Raw genomic sequence first — 16,111 nt, 5'->3', positions numbered from 1 at the left:
TGCATTCCCACGCAAAGCGTGGGAACGATCAATCGTCAGAACGCATAAGGGATACTGACCTTGGCCCACAGCATTTCCCCTTCAGGCCGGTTCTCCACATCAAACTCCTTGTCCCAGCGAATCTCTGCCGTGGCGTACTGCAAAAAGGTCAGGTGCAAGGCCGGACCAATCGCGAATACCTGTCCGCGAACCCCATCGTTCACGTCTTCGCCATTGAACTGCACGGTGTGGCCGAACTGTTTGTCGTCGGTGGTTTGCTTGAGGTAGTAGCCGTTCAACCCGAGCATCAGGTTGTCGGTGATTTTGTAACTGGCCGAATAGTCGAAGTGGAAAATCTGCCCCGACTTGTAATCGGTGTCTTTGTTTTTCTCGTTGAAGCTGTACGTCGTCTTCATCGACACCTCGGTTTTATCCGTCGGCAGCCAGGTGAAGGAGAACAGCGGTTTGTAGGTATAGAAATTGTTGCTGGTGTTGGCCAGGCGATCGACGCTGTATTCGCCGGTCGGCACAGTGATTTCCAGCGCGGCAGCCAGGGTCAGGTTCGGGCCCATGTCCCACAGAATGATCGGAGCGACAGTGGTGTCACCCATGCCTTCGCGGGTGTCGTGCAAGCCGAACACCGCCACTTCCTGCTTGAGCCACGGCTGCGCAATGTAGCCCGCAAACCGGCCACCGAACACCCGCAGGGGGCTGAGGTAATCCAGGCGTGGAATCACCGCTGTGGATTCGATATCGACATCCGGCACCTTGCCGCCGAGCGAACTGATGTTGAGCTTCGTGGAGGTGTAGTGGTTGTAGTAGAGGTTGAACGCAACCATGTTGTCCGGAAGGCTGTCGGGCGACAGCGGCAACATGAAGAAACCGTCGGTGCCTGGGCCGATGTTGTCCACGCCAGCCTCGGTGGCCAGTGCCGGATGAGTGGTGAAAATGCCGGCCAGGCTGATGACCAGTAGGGGGAATCTCGTGCGGGTCGGGATCATGGGGGTACTCATTATTATTGTTAGCGGGCTGTCCTGCGTCCATACGAGGGCCGCCACATAGAAATAAGCTGTCTGCGCGGTGCCAGGCAGGGTATTGGCGGCCATTTAGGGGGACTTCTGCGGACAGCCTTTGAACCCTGTGCTAACTTCTTTCGACATAACCGGTAACAAAAATAAGAATGCAGCTCGCCCCGGAATGTATGACCCCATGCAAATGAAAGTGATTGATCCCACCTTTGAACTGGCGCTGGTGTCGCCGTTTCTCCTGCAAACCCTCGCCGAAGTCGCGAAGCAAAAAGGCATCAACCCCGACAGCCTGTGCCGAGGGCTGGGTTTTACCTTTGAAGATCTTCAGGACCCGGCGCAGCGCATTTCCTATCGGCAGGCCGTGGCGATGATTCAGCGCGCGCTCAAAGCCTTGCCCAATCAGGGCCTGGGCTTGTGGGTCGGCGCGCAGAATGTGCTCGGTACGCTGGGGTTGCTGGGGCATGTGTTGTCGCTGTGCAAGACCCTGCGCGATGCCTTTGAGCTGGGCATTCGGCATCAGCACACTTCCGGCGGGATCGTGGTGTCGAGCGTGGAGGAGGCGGGGGACCGGGTGTTTGTCGACGTTGAATGCCGCTTGCCGTTCGCCGATGTGCAACTGTTTGCGGTGGAGGAGTTTTTCGCCAGTCTGCTGGTGTACGGCCGGGCGTTGGTCGGGGCGGATTTCAAGCCGATGGCGGTGGAGTTCATGCACGCTGCGCCGGATTATTTCGGCGAATATTCACGCGTGCTGGGGCCGGACGTGCGCTTCGGCTGCTTGCAGAATCGCATGGTGATCGCGGCGCATTGGCTGGATGTTCACTTGCCCAATCACCATTCCCTGGCCTTGCGTCAGGCGGTGAAACTGCTGGAGCTGGAAGCCGCGAAAGTGCATCAGAAAATGGACTTGATCCAGGCCGTGGAACGGGCCATTGCCCGTGACCTGACCGAGGGCAGTCACATCGAGAAAATTGCCGGCGACCTGAACATGAGCAGCCGCACCTTGCGCCGCCGCCTCACCGAACACGCGCTGACCTTCGAAACACTCCTGGAACAAGTGCGACAGGCCCGTACCATGAGCCTGCTGGCCAACCCGGACATGCCCATCGAACGCATCACCGAAGTAGTCGGCTACAGCGACGTGCGCAGCTTCCGCCGCGCCTTCAAACGCTGGACCGGCATGAGCCCGAGCGCATTCCGCAACGAATCCCCAACCCTCGATCCCCTGTAGCCGCTGATGCAGCCTCGCGCTGCTCGTCAGCTGCTACAAGGGGTGCACACAAACCGTCGTGCTCCGGTTAAACTCGGTGCTCTTTTTCAAGGAGTTCATATGAGCTATTACCAGCCGGGCATTCTCGCCACCCCTGTTCCGCCTCAAGCCCGCCATATGTTCTTCGCCCTCGAATCCGCCGAAGCCTTGCCCGTCGCGCTCGACAACTTGATGCAACTGGTGGACGGGAAATCGGCTGTTGTCGGCTTTGGCGAATCGCTGGTCAAGGCGTTGCATGCTCAGATCGATGGCCTGCGTGCCTTTCCGGCATTGACCGGTGTGGGCGTCGACAACCCGTCGACGCAACACGCACTCTGGTGCTGGCTGCACGGCATCGACCGCGGTGAATTGCTCAATCGCAGCCAGGCCATCGAAGCTGCGCTGGCGCCGGCCCTGCGCCTGGTGCAGATGAACGAAACCTTCCGCCACATGACCGGCCACGACCTGACCGGCTACGAAGACGGCACCGAAAACCCGCACGACGAAGCCGCCGTCGCCGCCGCACTGTTGAGCGAAGGCGCGGATGGCCTGGTCGGTGGCAGCTTTGCCGCGATCCAGCAGTGGCAGCATGACCTCAAGGGCTTCCACGCGCTGCCGCCCCATGAAAAAGACAACATCATGGGCCGTCGTTTGAGCGACAACGAAGAACTCGACGACGCGCCAGTCTCGGCCCACGTCAAGCGCACCGCCCAGGAAAGCTTCGCCCCCGAGGCGTTCGTGGTCCGTCGCTCGATGCCGTGGATCGAAGGGGATCGCGCCGGCCTGATGTTCCTCGCGTTCGGTTTTTCCCTCGACGCTTTCGAAGCGCAACTGCGGCGCATGAGTGGTCTGGAAGACGGCATCACCGACGGTTTGTACCGCATCAGCCGCCCGATCACCGGCGGCTACTACTGGTGCCCGCCGCTCAAGGACGGTCGCCTGGACCTGCGCGCCTTGCGCATCGGCTAACCCACAGGAGTTGAACATGGACGTGGTGCGGTGGGGCATGATCGGTTGTGGCAGCGTTGCCGAGCGCAAGAGCGGGCCAGCCTTTTACAAGGCGCCCGGTTCGGCACTGGTGGCGGTGATGGGGCGGCGTCTGGAGGCCGTGACGGATTACGCCACGCGCCATGGCATCGCCCGGGTGTACACCGACGCGCAAGCACTGATCAATGACCCCGAGGTGGACGCGGTGTACATCGCCACACCGCCCGACAGTCACCACGCCTACAGCCTGATGGTCGCCGCCGCCGGCAAACATTGCTGCGTCGAAAAACCGATGTCGCTGAATGCCGGGCAAAGCCGCGAGATGCGGCAGGTCTTTGCCGACGCCGGATTGCACCTGTTCGTTTCCTACTACCGACGTTCGCTGCCGCGCTTCCAGCAAGTGCGGCAGTGGCTGGAAGCCGGGCGGATCGGCGAGGTCCGGCACCTGACCTGGACCCTCACCAAGGCCCCGTCGCCCGTCGATCTGGGTGGCGCGCACAACTGGCGCACGGACCCGGACATTGCCGGCGGCGGTTACTTCGCCGACCTCGCCAGCCACGGGTTGGACCTGTTCCAGTACCTGCTCGGCGATATCACCGACGTCGCCGGTTTCACCGCGCGACAGGCCGGGCTGTATGCCGCCGAAGATGCGGTCAGTGCTACGTGGCGGTTTGCTTCGGGGGCGACCGGCATGGGCTGCTGGAATTTCGTGGCGGATCGCCGCGAGGATCGGGTCGAGGTGATTGGCAGCCAAGGCCGGATCAGCTTTTCGGTGTTCGATGAACACCCGGTGCAGCTTCAGGCGGATGAACAGCTCAGCCTGCACATCGACCATCACGAGCACATCCAGTGGCATCACGTGCTGGGCATGAATGCACACATTCGCGGTCAAGCGCAGCACCCGGCGGTGGCCGCGGAAGCGTTGAAAACCGACTGGGTGATGGACCAGATCCTCAAACGCCGCTGAACCATCAGATTCAACTCGATCCTGTGGGAGCGAGCTTGCTCCCACAGGGAATTGGTGTGGGTCAGAATGACTTGCTGACGCTCGCCACCACGGTGGCGCTGCACAGGTCGTCGTAGCCCCAGTTGCTGGTGCATTGGCTTTTCGACAGGTCGGTGTCGATGTAGCTCAGGCCCAGCATCACACCGGCCAGTTCGTGGGTCAGTTTGACTTCCCATTCGCGGTACGAGTCTTCGGCATGGCCCGAGCTCGAGTACAGGTGCGGGTCCTTGAAGTCCATGTTGCCGTAGCGCAGTTTCAGGCCGGTGTCATACGGCAATTGGGTTTCGTAACCGACATAGCTGTACAGCGAGTTCTGCTTGCTGTCGATGCCCGGTGCATCGTCGGAGTAATAGGCGCCGAGCTTCACCCCGTAGACGCTGAGAATGCCGTAGACCTCGCTCTGGTTGAACTGGCTTTCTTTCGGGTAAGTGTATTTGAGGTAACCGATGTCGAGGTTGACGTCCTCGGTCGCTTCCCAGAGCCAGCCGCCGTAGTAGTCGACTTCCTGACGGGTCTTCAGGCCGCCGCCGAAGTCGACGTTCGAACTCCAGGCACCCACGTACAACCCCGTGCTGTGAGCCAGGGTCACACCGGCCTGCACGGCGGGGTCATTGAGTGTTTGCGAAATACCACGGGTGCGGTAGTCGCTCGCCAGGGTCAGGTCCACCAATACGGAGAAGTCGTCATTCAAGACGATGGCCTGGCTGCTCAACGGCAGCAGACTCAAGGAACCAAGGGCGAGCAGGGTGAAAGCTTTCATGAATGCAGTCCCGATATTGTGATTGTTATGGGCAGTTTTTTTGGGCAAAGCTGCGCCGAACCCCGGTCTTGAACACGGGATCGGGCAGCGGGTTACAGCGGGTTTTTATTAGAGGGTCGGTGCGTAGACTTCGCGCCCGGCAAACCAGGTTTGCAGCACTTTTGTGTCGCTCAGGGCCTTGTTGTCGACGGTGAAGACATCACGGTCGAGCACGATGAAGTCCGCTTGCTTGCCAGGAACCAGCGAACCGATCTGCTTCTCCAGACCGATGGTTCGCGCGGCATTCGCGGTGTAGGCGTAGAACATCGTTTCCCGATCCACGGCTTCTTTAATGTTCAGCACGCCCATCGGGCCGACACGGGTGATGGCCTGGGCCATGGCATTCCACGGATTGGGCGACGACACCGGCCAGTCACTGGCCCCCGCGATGGTCGCGCCTTGCTTGAGCAGCGAATGCGCCGGGTATTGATAGCGGAAGGCGAGGGCGCTGACGTAAGGCTTGATCATGTCCGTGGTGTAGTCGTCGGCCGAGGCCCACAGCAGTTGCATCGAGGCGATGACGTTCAGCGGTTTGAACCGCGCAAATTCTTTCGGGTTGACGATTTGCAGGTGGGTGATCGAGTGCGTCACGCCGCTCTGGCGATCCTTGCGCGCCTGTTCGATGCCATTCAGCGACTCCCGCACCGCGCGGTCGCCGATGGCGTGGATGTGCACCAGCCAGCCGCGCTGGTCGATGGCGCTGACCAGTTCGCCGAAATGCTTCGGATCGATCAGCAATTCGCCCTGTTTGTGCGAGTTGTTGTAAGGGTCGATCATCGCCGCGCTCTGGGCCGGGAATTCGATCACGCCGTCGGCGAAGATCTTGACGCCGGGCAGGGTCAGGTTGGGGATGCCCTGAAATTGCTGGCGAACCTTGTCCAGCGTCTCGAGATCGGCCGGTAGGCTTTTCGGGTTGGCCACCAGCAGGGCGGCGACGTGGACGCTCATGTTGCCGGTTTCGGCCAGGGCTTTATAGGCCGGCAGCACGCCGACGGTTTTTTCCGTGGGCTTGAGCGCGAACAGCGGTTCACCTGGGGCGGCATTGGCGGCGGGGTCCATCCACGCCGTGATACCGAAGCTGTTGTTGTAGCGCACGGCCGATTGGGCGGCCTTGAGCATGTCGGCGGTGCTCGGCACGGGTATTTTCGAGGACACCCGGTCCCAACCGGCGTCCACCAGGAAACCGTTGGGGGTGCCGTCGGCACGTTGGCCGATGGTGTCCGCTTCGGCGGCGGGCAATGACTTGAGCAGCGCGGCATCAATCCCGGCGCGCTTGAGCATGAAATCGTTGGCCCAGGCCGTGTGGTGGTCGCTGCCGGTGAACACCACGGGCACGTTGGCCCATTCACCGTTGTTGAATATTTTGCCCAGTGCTTCGGCCTTGGCCCAATACACCGAACTCATGCCGGCGATGGTCAACACATCGCCGTGTTTGGCCTTGCCGTCGTCACGCCAGCCGCGCAGGCGTTTTTCCAGTTCGTCGAGCTCGACCACCTCGTCTTCCATGTTGGCCGAGACCATTTCCAGGCCACCGAAAATCGCGTGGGAATGAGTGTCGATCAGGCCTGGCATCAAGGTTTTACCGCCGAGGTCGACCACTTTGGTGTCGGGCGTGATCAAGGCTTTGATCTGCGCATCGCTGCCGACTTGCAGCACCTTGCCATCCTGTACCGCCAGCGCCTGTGCCTTCGGTTGGGCACGGTCGGCGGTGAAAATCTTGCCATTGATCAGCACCAGGTCGGTGGCTGCCATGGCTTCCATCGAGGCAAAACTAACAGCGGCCATCAAGAGATTCGGGATGAATCTTTTCATTGAATGTTTCCTTGTTATTGCGTCTGATGGCCAGATTAGTGGCTGCTGGTGCGCAGCAGAACGCCTTCCTCACGAAAAACGTTTTTGCCGGAATGGAAAAAGTATGGACAAGTTGGGTGCGTTGAAAATGTTCGTGGTCACGGCGCAACTGGGCAGCTTCAGCCGCGCCGCCGAGCAGTTGGGCAAGACCCCGTCGGCCCTGACCAAAGCGGTCAACCACCTGGAAGCCGAGCTTGGGGCGCGCCTGTTCGAGCGCAGTACCCGGCGGATTCTGCTGACCGAATCCGGGCGGCTCTATCTGGAAACCGCGCGCCAGGTATTGCAGCGGCTGGAGGAGGCCGGCGAGGAAATCGAACAGCTGCAGCATGGCCTGCGCGGCAACCTGAAAATCACCGCGCCATTGGCCTATGGGCAGGCGTTTCTCGATCAGGTGTGTGGTGGCTTTCTCGAGCAATACCCGCAGATCAATTTGCAGGTGGACCTGTGCGATGAGTTCGTCAATCTGCTGGAAAGCGGCTACGACCTGGCTCTGCGCGAAGGTCACGATGACTTGCCGGGGCTGATCGCCCGCGTGGTCGGCAGTAATCGCCTGGCGCTGTGCGCCAGCCCGGCCTATCTGGCGCGCAAGACTTTGCCGGTCACCCCGCAGACCCTCGATGACCACGAATGGCTGCTATACCGCCATCCGCTGCTCAGCCGCGAATTCTGGTGGGTCGAGCGTGACGGGCAACGCCTGAGCCTGCCGCAGCCGCCCAATCCGCGGTTGCGCAGCGACAATTACGATCTGCTGCTGGCCAATGCGCTGGCCGGGCGCGGTTTGTTGCACACACCATTGTGGAGCGCCGCGCCGTACATCGCCGATGGCCGCTTGGTGCAGCTGATGGCCGACTACGACATCGACCCGGACAGCTTTGGCCCGCATATTCTGGCGGTGTACCCAAGCCATCGACGGGCGACCGCGAAGGTGCTGGCGTTTATCGATTACATCGCAGGGTTTCTGGCGTCCCGTGGCTTGAGCTGATTGATCCCGCTGCCCCTGTAGCAGCTGTCGAGCAGCGCGAGGCAGCGTTCGGTGCGGGCCGCGTTCGGACGCAGCCGTCGCAAACCCGGCAACCGGGTTCTATCAGGCAAACTGCAGACGCAGCCTCGCGTTGCTCGACCGCTGCTACAAGTCCTTGCCAGTAAAATGCCAAAAGAGTACAAATGTACTCCATGACGACTTTAACTCCCCGCCGTACCGCCATCCTGACCTTTATCCGCGACCGAATCGCGGAGCACGGTCAGCCCCCGAGCCTCGCTGAAATCAGCGAAGCCTTTGGTTTTGCCTCCCGCAGCGTGGCACGCAAGCATGTGCTGGCGCTGACCGAAGCCGGTTTCATCGAGGTCAACCCGCATCAGGCCCGTGGCATTCGTCTGCTTGGGCAACCGGCGCGCCCCGAGTTGCTGGACATTCCGGTGCTCGGCCGGGTCGCGGCAGGGGCGCCGATCGGGGCCGATGCCGAGGTGCACAGCCGTTTGCTGCTGGACCCGTCGATCTTCTCGCGGGTGCCGGATTACATGCTGCGGGTGCAGGGCGACTCGATGATCGGGGACGGTATCCTCGATGGCGATCTGGTGGGCGTGCGACGCAACCCGGAAGCGGTCAATGGCCAGATCGTGGTGGCGCGACTGGACGGAGAGGTCACCATCAAGCGTTTCGAGCGGGCCGGCGACACGGTTCGCTTGTTGCCGCGCAACCCGGCGTATCAACCGATCATCGTGCAGCCCGGTCAGGACCTCGCCATCGAAGGGGTGTTCTGCGGGCTGGTGAGGCAAGGGTGATGGGCGCCGTCGTTGCGCTGGATACGCTGTTCAATGGCGGCCAGGTCTGGAAGGGCCGGCCTGCGCCACCGGCCGTCAGCCCGCAACCCACCGGGCATGCCGCGCTGGATGCGGCGTTGCCCACCGGGGGCTGGCCGGAAGCGGCGCTGACCGAAATTCTCCTCGCCGGGCAGGGCGTCGGCGAGTTGCAACTGGTGTGGCCGGCGCTGGCGCGGTTGTCGGCGGCGGGCGAGCGCATCGTGCTGGTGGCGCCCCCTTACGTGCCGTATCCCCTGGCGTGGCAAAACGCCGGGGTCGATCTGCGCCAGTTGTCGATCATTCAGGCCCGCGAGCGGGATGCCTTGTGGGCTGCGGAACAATGCCTGCGCTCGGGCAGTTGCGGCGCCGTGCTGTGCTGGCCGCACAAGGCCGATGACCGGGCGTTGCGCCGCTTGCAGGTGGCGGCGGAAACCGGTTCGACCCTGGCGTTCGCCTACCGCTCGATCCATGAAGCCGTCAATCCTTCGCCCGCCGCCCTGCGCATTGCCATCGACGCCAGGCCCGCGCAATTGCGCGTGCTCAAGTGCCGGGGCGGCCTTGCGCGTTCGACGCCGATTGCCTTCCCCGTGGGGCATTGAGGTTGCCATGCGCTGGGTTTGTATTCTTTTCCCGCAATTGGCGCTGGACGCGGTGCTGCGTCAGCGCCCCGATCCCGATGAGCCGCTGGCGCTGCTGACCGGCCCGGCGCAGCGCCGGGTGTTGCAGGCGGTCAATGCGTCGGCGCGGGCGCTGGGCTTGCGTCCGGGGCAGTCGATGACCGCCGCCCAGGCCTTGAGCAAAGGCTTTGCCACGGCGGAATACGACGCCGCCGAGATCGAACACTGGCAACAGTTCCTGGCCGCGTGGGCCTATCGCTTCAGCTCTCAGGTCAGCGTGCATTACCCGCGTGCCGTGGTGTTTGAAATCGAGTCCAGTCTGGGCTTGTTCGGGCCGTGGCCAACCTTCGAGGCACGGTTGCGTGCCGAGCTCGGCGAGCTGGGTTTTCGCCATCGGATCGTTGCGGCGCCCAACCCGGTGGCCGCGCGGGTGTTGACCAACGTCTATGACGGGCTGGTGGTGCCGGACAGCGACGCCTTGCACTACCATCTCGGGCAGTTGCCCGTCGACCGTATCGCGTTGGAGCCCAGCGTTGCCTCGGCGTTGTCGCGCATGGGCTTGCGCACCTTGAGTCAGGTCCAGGCGCTGCCACGACAGAGCCTGGCCCGACGTTTCGAAGCCCAGGTGCTCAAGCACCTGGACGCGTTGACGGGGGCGCGCCGACTGGCCCTGGCGTTCTACCTGCCGCCGGACCGTTTCGACGTGCGCATCGAGCTCAATTTCGACGTGCAGTCCCATCAGGCGCTGCTGTTTCCGCTGCGCCGCCTGACCGGCGACCTGTCGGCCTTTCTCTGCGGTCGGGACAGCGGCGTGCAGCGTTTCGACCTGCACCTGGAACACGCCGGCCTGCCGGACTCGGTGATCAAGGTCGGCCTGCTCAGCGCCGAGCGCGATCCGGCGATGCTCTTCGAACTGGCGCGAGGGCGACTGGAACAGGTACAGGTCGAAGCCCCGGTGCGCGGTTTTCGGCTGCGTGCCGAAGACTTGCCGACCTTCGTCCCGCAGTATCAGGAACTGTTCGACGACCGCCCGCAGCAATCCTTGCCCTGGGAGCAACTGCGCGAACGCTTGCGCGCGCGACTCGGCGATGAGGCGGTGCACGGCTTGCGCTTCCAGGCCGATCACCGCCCGGAGTGCGCATGGCAGGCGCGGGTCGACAGTCAACTGTGCGCGGGGTTGCCGGGTGTGCAGCGTCCGGGCTGGTTGCTGACGCAACCGCAGGCGATCCACGAAAGCTCGACACGCATCCTCATGGGCCCGGAGCGCATCGAATCCGGCTGGTGGGACGGCGCCGATGTGCGCCGGGATTACTACCTGGTCGAAACCCGCTCTGGCCAACAGGGCTGGGCGTATCGGGCGGTGGGTGAGGGCGGTCCGCTGTGGCTGCAAGGCTGGTTCGCATGAACATCGACTACGCCGAGTTGCACTGCCTGTCGAACTTCAGCTTCCAGCGCGGAGCCTCCAGCGCCCTGGAACTCTTTCAACGGGCGAAAAAGCACGGCTATCAGGCGCTGGCGATCACCGATGAATGCACCCTGGCCGGCATCGTCCGCGCCTGGCAAGCGGCCAAATCAGTGGAACTGCCACTGATCATCGGCAGCGAAATCCGCATCGAGAACGGCCCGAAGCTGGTGTTGCTGGTGGAGAACCTTGAGGGCTACCAGACCCTGTGCCGGCTGATCACCCGCGCGCGACGCCGCACGCAAAAAGGCCAGTATCAGGTGTTGCGCGAGGACTTCAGCGAGCCGATGCCGGGGCTGTTGGCGTTGTGGGTGCCGGACACGGTCGATGACGTCGAACAGGGCCACTGGTTGCAACAGACCTTTGCCGAACGCCTGTGGCTGAGCGTCCAGTTGCATTGTGGCCAGGACGATACCCGGCGCCTGGCGGCGCTGCTGACCCTGGCCCGGGAACTGCGTATTCCCGCCGTGGCCAGCGGCGATGTGCACATGCACACCCGCGGCCGGCGCGCCTTGCAGGACACCATGACCGCGATCCGTCATCACCTGCCGGTGGCCGAAGCCGGGCTGCGCCTTCATCCCAATGGCGAGCGGCATGTGCGCAGCCTGGAGGTTTTGCAATCGATCTATCCGCCAGCCTTGCTCGATGAAACGTTGGTCATTGCCCGGCGCTGCACCTTCGACCTCGGCCAGTTGCGTTATCAGTACCCACGGGAATTGGTGCCGCAAGGTCAGACCGCCACGTCCTGGCTACGTCATTTAACGGATGAGGGCATTGCATGGCGCTGGCCCAAAGGCCCGAAAACGGCGGTGCTGACGCAGATCGACAAAGAGCTCGAGCTGATCGCCGAACTGGGCTACGAAAGCTATTTCCTGACGGTGCACGACATTGTGCGGTTCGCCCGCGACCAGCACATTCTGTGTCAGGGGCGGGGTTCTGCGGCCAACTCGGCGGTGTGTTTTGCCTTGGGCATCACGGAAATCGACCCGGATCGCACCACGTTGCTGTTCGAACGGTTTCTCTCCAAGGAGCGCAACGAGCCGCCGGACATCGACGTCGATTTCGAACACGAGCGTCGCGAAGAGGTCCTGCAGTACGTGTTTCAGCGTTATGGCCGGACCCGCGCGGCATTGACGGCGGTGGTCAGCACTTATCACGCGGCCGGCGCGGTGCGTGACGTGGCCAAGGCGCTGGGTTTGCCGCCGGACCAGATCAATGCGCTGGCCGATTGCTGCGGCCACTGGAGTGATACCGCGCCGCCCGTGGAACGGCTGCTGGAAGGCGGCTTCGACCCCGAAAGCCCGGTGCTGCGTCGGGTCTTGAGCCTGACCCAACAGTTGATCGGCTTCCCTCGACACTTGTCGCAGCACCCCGGTGGCTTCGTGATTTCCGAGCAACCGCTGGACAGCCTGGTGCCGGTGGAAAACGCCGCCATGGCCGAGCGCACGATCATTCAGTGGGACAAGGACGACCTCGACGCGGTCGGTCTGCTCAAAGTCGATATTCTGGCCTTGGGCATGCTTAGCGCCATTCGCCGCTGTTTTGATCTGCTGCGTCGCCACCGCAACCTTGACCTGAGTCTGGCGACGATCCCGTCCGAAGATTCGGCCACCTACGACATGATTGGCCATGCCGACACCATCGGCGTGTTCCAGATCGAGTCCCGGGCACAGATGTCGATGCTGCCCAGGCTCAAGCCGCGCAAGTTCTATGACCTGGTGATCGAGGTGGCCATCGTCCGTCCGGGCCCGATTCAGGGGGGGATGGTCCATCCGTACCTGCGCCGTCGCAACAAGGAAGAGCCGGAAACCTATCCCTCGCCGGAACTTGAAGCGGTGCTCAAGCGCACCTTGGGCGTGCCGCTGTTCCAGGAGCAGGTCATGCAGATCGCCATCGTCGCCGCCGACTACAGCCCCGGCGAGGCCGATCAGTTGCGGCGTTCCATGGCGGCCTGGAAACGCCACGGCGGGCTGGAACCGCACAAGGATCGGCTGGCCGCCGGGATGAAGAAAAACGGCTACACGGCCGAGTTTGCCGCGCAGATCTTCGAGCAGATCAAAGGCTTCGGCAGCTACGGTTTCCCCGAATCCCACGCTGCCAGTTTCGCTTTGCTGACCTACGCCAGTTGCTGGCTGAAATGCCACGAGCCGGCGGCTTTTGCCTGTGCGCTGATCAACAGCTGGCCGATGGGGTTCTACAGCCCGGACCAGATTCTCCAGGACGCGCGCCGGCATCATTTGCAGATTCGCCCGGTGGACGTGCGCGCCAGTGACTGGGATTGCAGCCTGGAACCGATAACCGTCGGGCAACCGGCGATTCGCCTGGGGTTGCGGATGATCAAGGGCTTTCGCGAAGACGATGCCCGGCGCATCGAAGCGGCGCGCGCGCGCGGGGTGTTTGTCGACATCGCCGACCTCGGCGAGCGTGCGCGACTGGATGCCCGCGCCCAGGAGCAACTGGCCGATGCCGGTGCGTTACGCGGGTTGGCCGGCGACCGGCATCGGGCCCGCTGGGAGGTGGCGGGGGTGCAAAAGCAACTCGGTTTGTTCGTCGGCCTGCCGAGTCAGGAAGAGGATGCCGTGGCGTTGCCCAAACCCACCGTCGGCGAAGACCTGCAAGCCGATTACGCCTGTGTTGGCACCACCCTCGGCCCGCATCCGCTGGCGTTGTTGCGCGGTGAACTGAAAGCCCGGCGCTGCCGCAGTTCGCAAGAACTGATGACGGTCGAACACGGGCGACCGGTCAGTGTCGCCGGGCTGGTGACGGGGCGACAGCGGCCGGGCACCGCCAGTGGCGTGACCTTCGTGACCCTGGAAGACGAGTTTGGCAACGTCAACGTGGTGGTCTGGCGCGACCTGGCTGAGCGGCAACGCCAGGTCCTGGTCGGCTCGCAATTGCTCAAGGTCGATGGTCGCTGGGAAAAGGAAGGTGAGGTTCGCCACCTGATTGCCGGACGCTTGAGCGACCTGAGCTCATTGCTCGACGGCATCAGCGTGCGCAGCCGGGATTTCCGCTGAATACGGAAACGTGGCTCCCACAGTGAAAAGGGGGGGGCGCAGAAGACCCGAAGAATCAGCTAACCTCTATGAAACCATTTGACGTCGGCGATGCTCGAAACAAACGGGCCGCGCCGTCTTCACACTGTCGCGATCCCTTGAGCCAGTTCATCTACAGGGACTAAGAGCCAGTCAATGCAGTTTCTAGACGAAAGCCACGGGTGTGCCGGCTGGAACGGCGAAATGGCCGGGCGCATTCGTGCGTTCGACTGGGGCCAGACCGAACTGGGCAGCCTCGACACCTGGCCTGCGAGTCTATGTAGCACTGTGCAATTGATGCTGGCCTCGCCACTGCCGCTGGTGATGCTGTGGGGCCGCGCCGGTTACATGATCTACAACGACGCCTACTCCGAATTCGCCGGTGGCCGCCACCCATACCTGTTGGGCTCCCCGGTGGAACTGGGTTGGCCGGAAGTGGCCGAATTCAATCGGAACGTGGTCGACACCTGCCTGGCGGGCGGCACCTTGTCCTACCACAATAAAAAACTGGTGCTGCTGCGCGACGGCATTCCCGAAGACGTCTGGCTCGATCTTTATTACAGCCCGGTGGCCAATGATGAAGGCAAGCCTGCCGGGGTCATGGCGATAGTGGTCGAGACGACCGAGCATGTGATTTCCGAACGCCGCCGCCAGGCCGCCGAAGATGCCTACCGCGCCGACAATGAGCGGGTTCGCCTGGCCCTCAATGCCGGTGCCTTGCTCGGCTCGTTCGTCTGGGACATCAAGGCCAATCGGCTCTCTGGCGACGAGCGTTTCGCCCGGACCTTCTCCTATCCCGCCGATCAGGACCTGACCAACCTGCCGACGGAGGTCGCCGAAGCGAAGATCCATCCCGACGACCTCAGTTGGGTACAGGAACAAGTCAATCAATCGGTCGAAACCGGCGAGCCATTTAATGCCGAGTATCGCGTCCTGCGCCCGGATGACACTTACTTGTGGGTGCAGGCGAGCGGCTGTTGCGAGTTCAATGAACAGGGCGAGCCGTTCCGCTTTCCTGGCGTATTGATCGACATCCATGAACGCAAGTCCGCCGAAGAGTCCTTGCTCAGGTTCACCCGCAACCTGGAACAGCGCGTCGCTGACGAAGTGGACGCGAGGCTGGCCGCCGAAGAACAACTGCGCCAATCGCAGAAACTTGAAGCCATCGGCGGCCTCACCGGTGGCGTGGCCCACGACTTTAATAACCTGTTGCAGGTGATCGCCGGCAACCTGCATTTGCTGGCTCGGCACGAACCGGACAACGCCAATGTGCAGCGTCGGGTCAGTGCATCCATTGCCGCGGTCGAACGTGGGGCCAAACTGTCTTCGCAATTGCTCGCGTTCGCCCGCCGCCAGCCACTGTCGCCAGCGGTGTGCATTCCACGGCAGGTCTTCGATGGTCTGGCGGAACTGCTACAAAGGGCGCTGGGGGAAACCCTGCAGATCAAAGTGAGTGCCCCGGATGATCCCTGGCATATTTTCGTGGATCGCAATCAACTGGAAAACGCCATTCTCAACCTGGCGATCAATGCCCGTGATGCCATGAAAGGAGAGGGGACCATCAGCCTGAATGCCGAGCACATCACCCTCGACCAAAAATTTTGTGCCGGCAAGGGCATCGTTGCCGGCGACTATGTGTGTGTCGCAGTGGCGGACACCGGTGTCGGCATGCCGCCGCAGGTGCTCGCGCAGGCCTTCGAACCGTTTTTCACCACCAAGGCCGACGGCCAGGGCACCGGGTTGGGGTTGAGCATGGTGTTCGGTTTCGTCAAGCAGAGTGGTGGGCACATCGAGATTTCCAGCACTGAGGGACAAGGCACTCGGGTGCAGTTGTACTTTCCGCGAAGCCTGCGACCGGCGCCCAGTGAAATCACGCAGCATAGTCCGCAGCAGCGCGGCGGCCACGAAAGCATTCTGGTGGTCGAAGACAACGAAGCAGTCCGCGCCTCGGCGGTGGAATTGTTGCGCGAAGAAGGCTACCAGGTGCTGACAGCGGCCAACGGCGACCAGGCGATGCAAATGTTGCTGGAGGGCACAGCGGTGGATCTGATTTTCACTGACGTGGTCATGCCCGGTCTGATCAAAAGCGCGGACTTGGCCGCGTGGGCCAAAGTGCAGAATCCCCCGGTGGCGGTGTTGTTCACCTCAGGGCATACCCGTGACATTATCTCGCGCAACCATCAACTGAGCCCCGACACGCATTTGCTGAGCAAACCCTACAGGCCTGAATCACTGACCCGCATGGTTCGCACGGTGCTCAATGGCTGATACACCGCCAGTGGGAAATCAACTGAGATCAAC

At 62.4% G+C, this 16,111-nt stretch carries 12 protein-coding genes; 9 read left to right on the top strand and 3 right to left on the bottom strand.

Features of this window, described 5'->3' with window-relative positions:
• Positions 1–35 precede the first annotated feature (35 nt).
• Positions 36–980 carry a SphA family protein gene (locus tag H8F22_RS11710; RefSeq protein WP_194940187.1) on the bottom strand — a complete coding sequence of 315 codons (945 nt, stop codon included), beginning with the start codon at positions 978–980 and terminating at the stop codon, positions 36–38.
• Positions 981–1,188: 208 nt separating this feature from the next.
• Here H8F22_RS11710 and H8F22_RS11705 point away from each other — a divergent pair, with 208 nt between their 5' ends.
• From H8F22_RS11705 to H8F22_RS11695, 3 genes are all read left to right on the top strand, one after another.
• Positions 1,189–2,235 carry an AraC family transcriptional regulator gene (locus H8F22_RS11705; RefSeq protein ID WP_059182833.1) on the top strand — a complete coding sequence of 349 codons (1,047 nt, stop codon included), beginning with the start codon at positions 1,189–1,191 and terminating at the stop codon, positions 2,233–2,235.
• A gap of 99 nt (positions 2,236–2,334) precedes the next feature.
• Entirely contained in the window at positions 2,335–3,222 is an 888-nt protein-coding gene (locus H8F22_RS11700; RefSeq protein ID WP_027923740.1) for a Dyp-type peroxidase, read from the top strand.
• 16 nt (positions 3,223–3,238) lie between these two features.
• Entirely contained in the window at positions 3,239–4,207 is a 969-nt protein-coding gene (locus tag H8F22_RS11695; protein ID WP_194940186.1) for a Gfo/Idh/MocA family protein, read from the top strand.
• Positions 4,208–4,268: 61 nt separating this feature from the next.
• Here the strand turns inward: H8F22_RS11695 and H8F22_RS11690 are convergent, their stop codons facing one another.
• Entirely contained in the window at positions 4,269–5,006 is a 738-nt protein-coding gene (locus H8F22_RS11690) for a TorF family putative porin (protein ID WP_027923742.1), read from the bottom strand.
• 108 nt (positions 5,007–5,114) lie between these two features.
• The gene (locus H8F22_RS11685; protein WP_027923743.1) at positions 5,115–6,857 is read right to left on the bottom strand and encodes an amidohydrolase; all 1,743 of its coding nucleotides are present in this window, start codon (positions 6,855–6,857) and stop codon (positions 5,115–5,117) included.
• A gap of 103 nt (positions 6,858–6,960) precedes the next feature.
• Here H8F22_RS11685 and H8F22_RS11680 point away from each other — a divergent pair, with 103 nt between their 5' ends.
• The 6 genes from H8F22_RS11680 to H8F22_RS11655 all read left to right on the top strand — a co-directional run bounded on the left by H8F22_RS11680 (position 6,961) and on the right by H8F22_RS11655 (position 16,078).
• The gene (locus H8F22_RS11680) at positions 6,961–7,878 is read left to right on the top strand and encodes a LysR family transcriptional regulator (protein WP_027923744.1); all 918 of its coding nucleotides are present in this window, start codon (positions 6,961–6,963) and stop codon (positions 7,876–7,878) included.
• Positions 7,879–8,060: 182 nt separating this feature from the next.
• Positions 8,061–8,678: a transcriptional repressor LexA gene (gene lexA, locus H8F22_RS11675; RefSeq protein ID WP_027923745.1), complete on the top strand. Its 618-nt coding sequence runs from the start codon at positions 8,061–8,063 to the stop codon at positions 8,676–8,678.
• A complete protein-coding gene (gene imuA, locus H8F22_RS11670; RefSeq protein ID WP_027923746.1) occupies positions 8,678–9,295 on the top strand; it encodes a translesion DNA synthesis-associated protein ImuA in 618 nt (205 codons plus the stop codon). The genes lexA and imuA overlap by 1 nt, the downstream gene beginning before the upstream one ends.
• 7 nt (positions 9,296–9,302) lie before the next feature.
• Complete coding sequence (locus H8F22_RS11665) at positions 9,303–10,718, top strand: Y-family DNA polymerase (protein ID WP_027923747.1); 1,416 nt, start codon at positions 9,303–9,305, stop codon at positions 10,716–10,718.
• Positions 10,715–13,792, top strand: a complete 3,078-nt coding sequence (locus tag H8F22_RS11660) for an error-prone DNA polymerase (RefSeq protein ID WP_194940185.1) — start codon at positions 10,715–10,717, stop codon at positions 13,790–13,792. Before H8F22_RS11665 ends, H8F22_RS11660 begins: the two co-directional genes overlap by 4 nt.
• A 174-nt stretch (positions 13,793–13,966) precedes the next feature.
• Positions 13,967–16,078: a hybrid sensor histidine kinase/response regulator gene (locus H8F22_RS11655; protein ID WP_194940184.1), complete on the top strand. Its 2,112-nt coding sequence runs from the start codon at positions 13,967–13,969 to the stop codon at positions 16,076–16,078.
• The last annotated feature ends 33 nt before the right edge of the window (positions 16,079–16,111 follow it).

Origin of the sequence: Pseudomonas mucoides, from assembly GCF_015461845.1 — a bacterium.
Taxonomy (GTDB): domain Bacteria; phylum Pseudomonadota; class Gammaproteobacteria; order Pseudomonadales; family Pseudomonadaceae; genus Aquipseudomonas; species Aquipseudomonas mucoides.
The sequence above is the reverse complement of the archived record's forward strand: the minus strand, read 5'-3'. Positions and strand labels throughout refer to the sequence as shown.

What these genes read in the sequence shown, in the direction of transcription:
- H8F22_RS11710 (WP_194940187.1), bottom strand. Translation starts at nt 980, where the DNA reads ATGATCCCGACCCGCACGAGATTCCCCCTACTGGTCATCAGCCTGGCC.
- H8F22_RS11705 (WP_059182833.1), top strand. Translation starts at nt 1,189, where the DNA reads ATGCAAATGAAAGTGATTGATCCCACCTTTGAACTGGCGCTGGTGTCG.
- H8F22_RS11700 (WP_027923740.1), top strand. Translation starts at nt 2,335, where the DNA reads ATGAGCTATTACCAGCCGGGCATTCTCGCCACCCCTGTTCCGCCTCAA.
- H8F22_RS11695 (WP_194940186.1), top strand. Translation starts at nt 3,239, where the DNA reads ATGGACGTGGTGCGGTGGGGCATGATCGGTTGTGGCAGCGTTGCCGAG.
- H8F22_RS11690 (WP_027923742.1), bottom strand. Translation starts at nt 5,006, where the DNA reads ATGAAAGCTTTCACCCTGCTCGCCCTTGGTTCCTTGAGTCTGCTGCCG.
- H8F22_RS11685 (WP_027923743.1), bottom strand. Translation starts at nt 6,857, where the DNA reads ATGAAAAGATTCATCCCGAATCTCTTGATGGCCGCTGTTAGTTTTGCC.
- H8F22_RS11680 (WP_027923744.1), top strand. Translation starts at nt 6,961, where the DNA reads ATGGACAAGTTGGGTGCGTTGAAAATGTTCGTGGTCACGGCGCAACTG.
- lexA (WP_027923745.1), top strand. Translation starts at nt 8,061, where the DNA reads ATGTACTCCATGACGACTTTAACTCCCCGCCGTACCGCCATCCTGACC.
- imuA (WP_027923746.1), top strand. Translation starts at nt 8,678, where the DNA reads ATGGGCGCCGTCGTTGCGCTGGATACGCTGTTCAATGGCGGCCAGGTC.
- H8F22_RS11665 (WP_027923747.1), top strand. Translation starts at nt 9,303, where the DNA reads ATGCGCTGGGTTTGTATTCTTTTCCCGCAATTGGCGCTGGACGCGGTG.
- H8F22_RS11660 (WP_194940185.1), top strand. Translation starts at nt 10,715, where the DNA reads ATGAACATCGACTACGCCGAGTTGCACTGCCTGTCGAACTTCAGCTTC.
- H8F22_RS11655 (WP_194940184.1), top strand. Translation starts at nt 13,967, where the DNA reads ATGCAGTTTCTAGACGAAAGCCACGGGTGTGCCGGCTGGAACGGCGAA.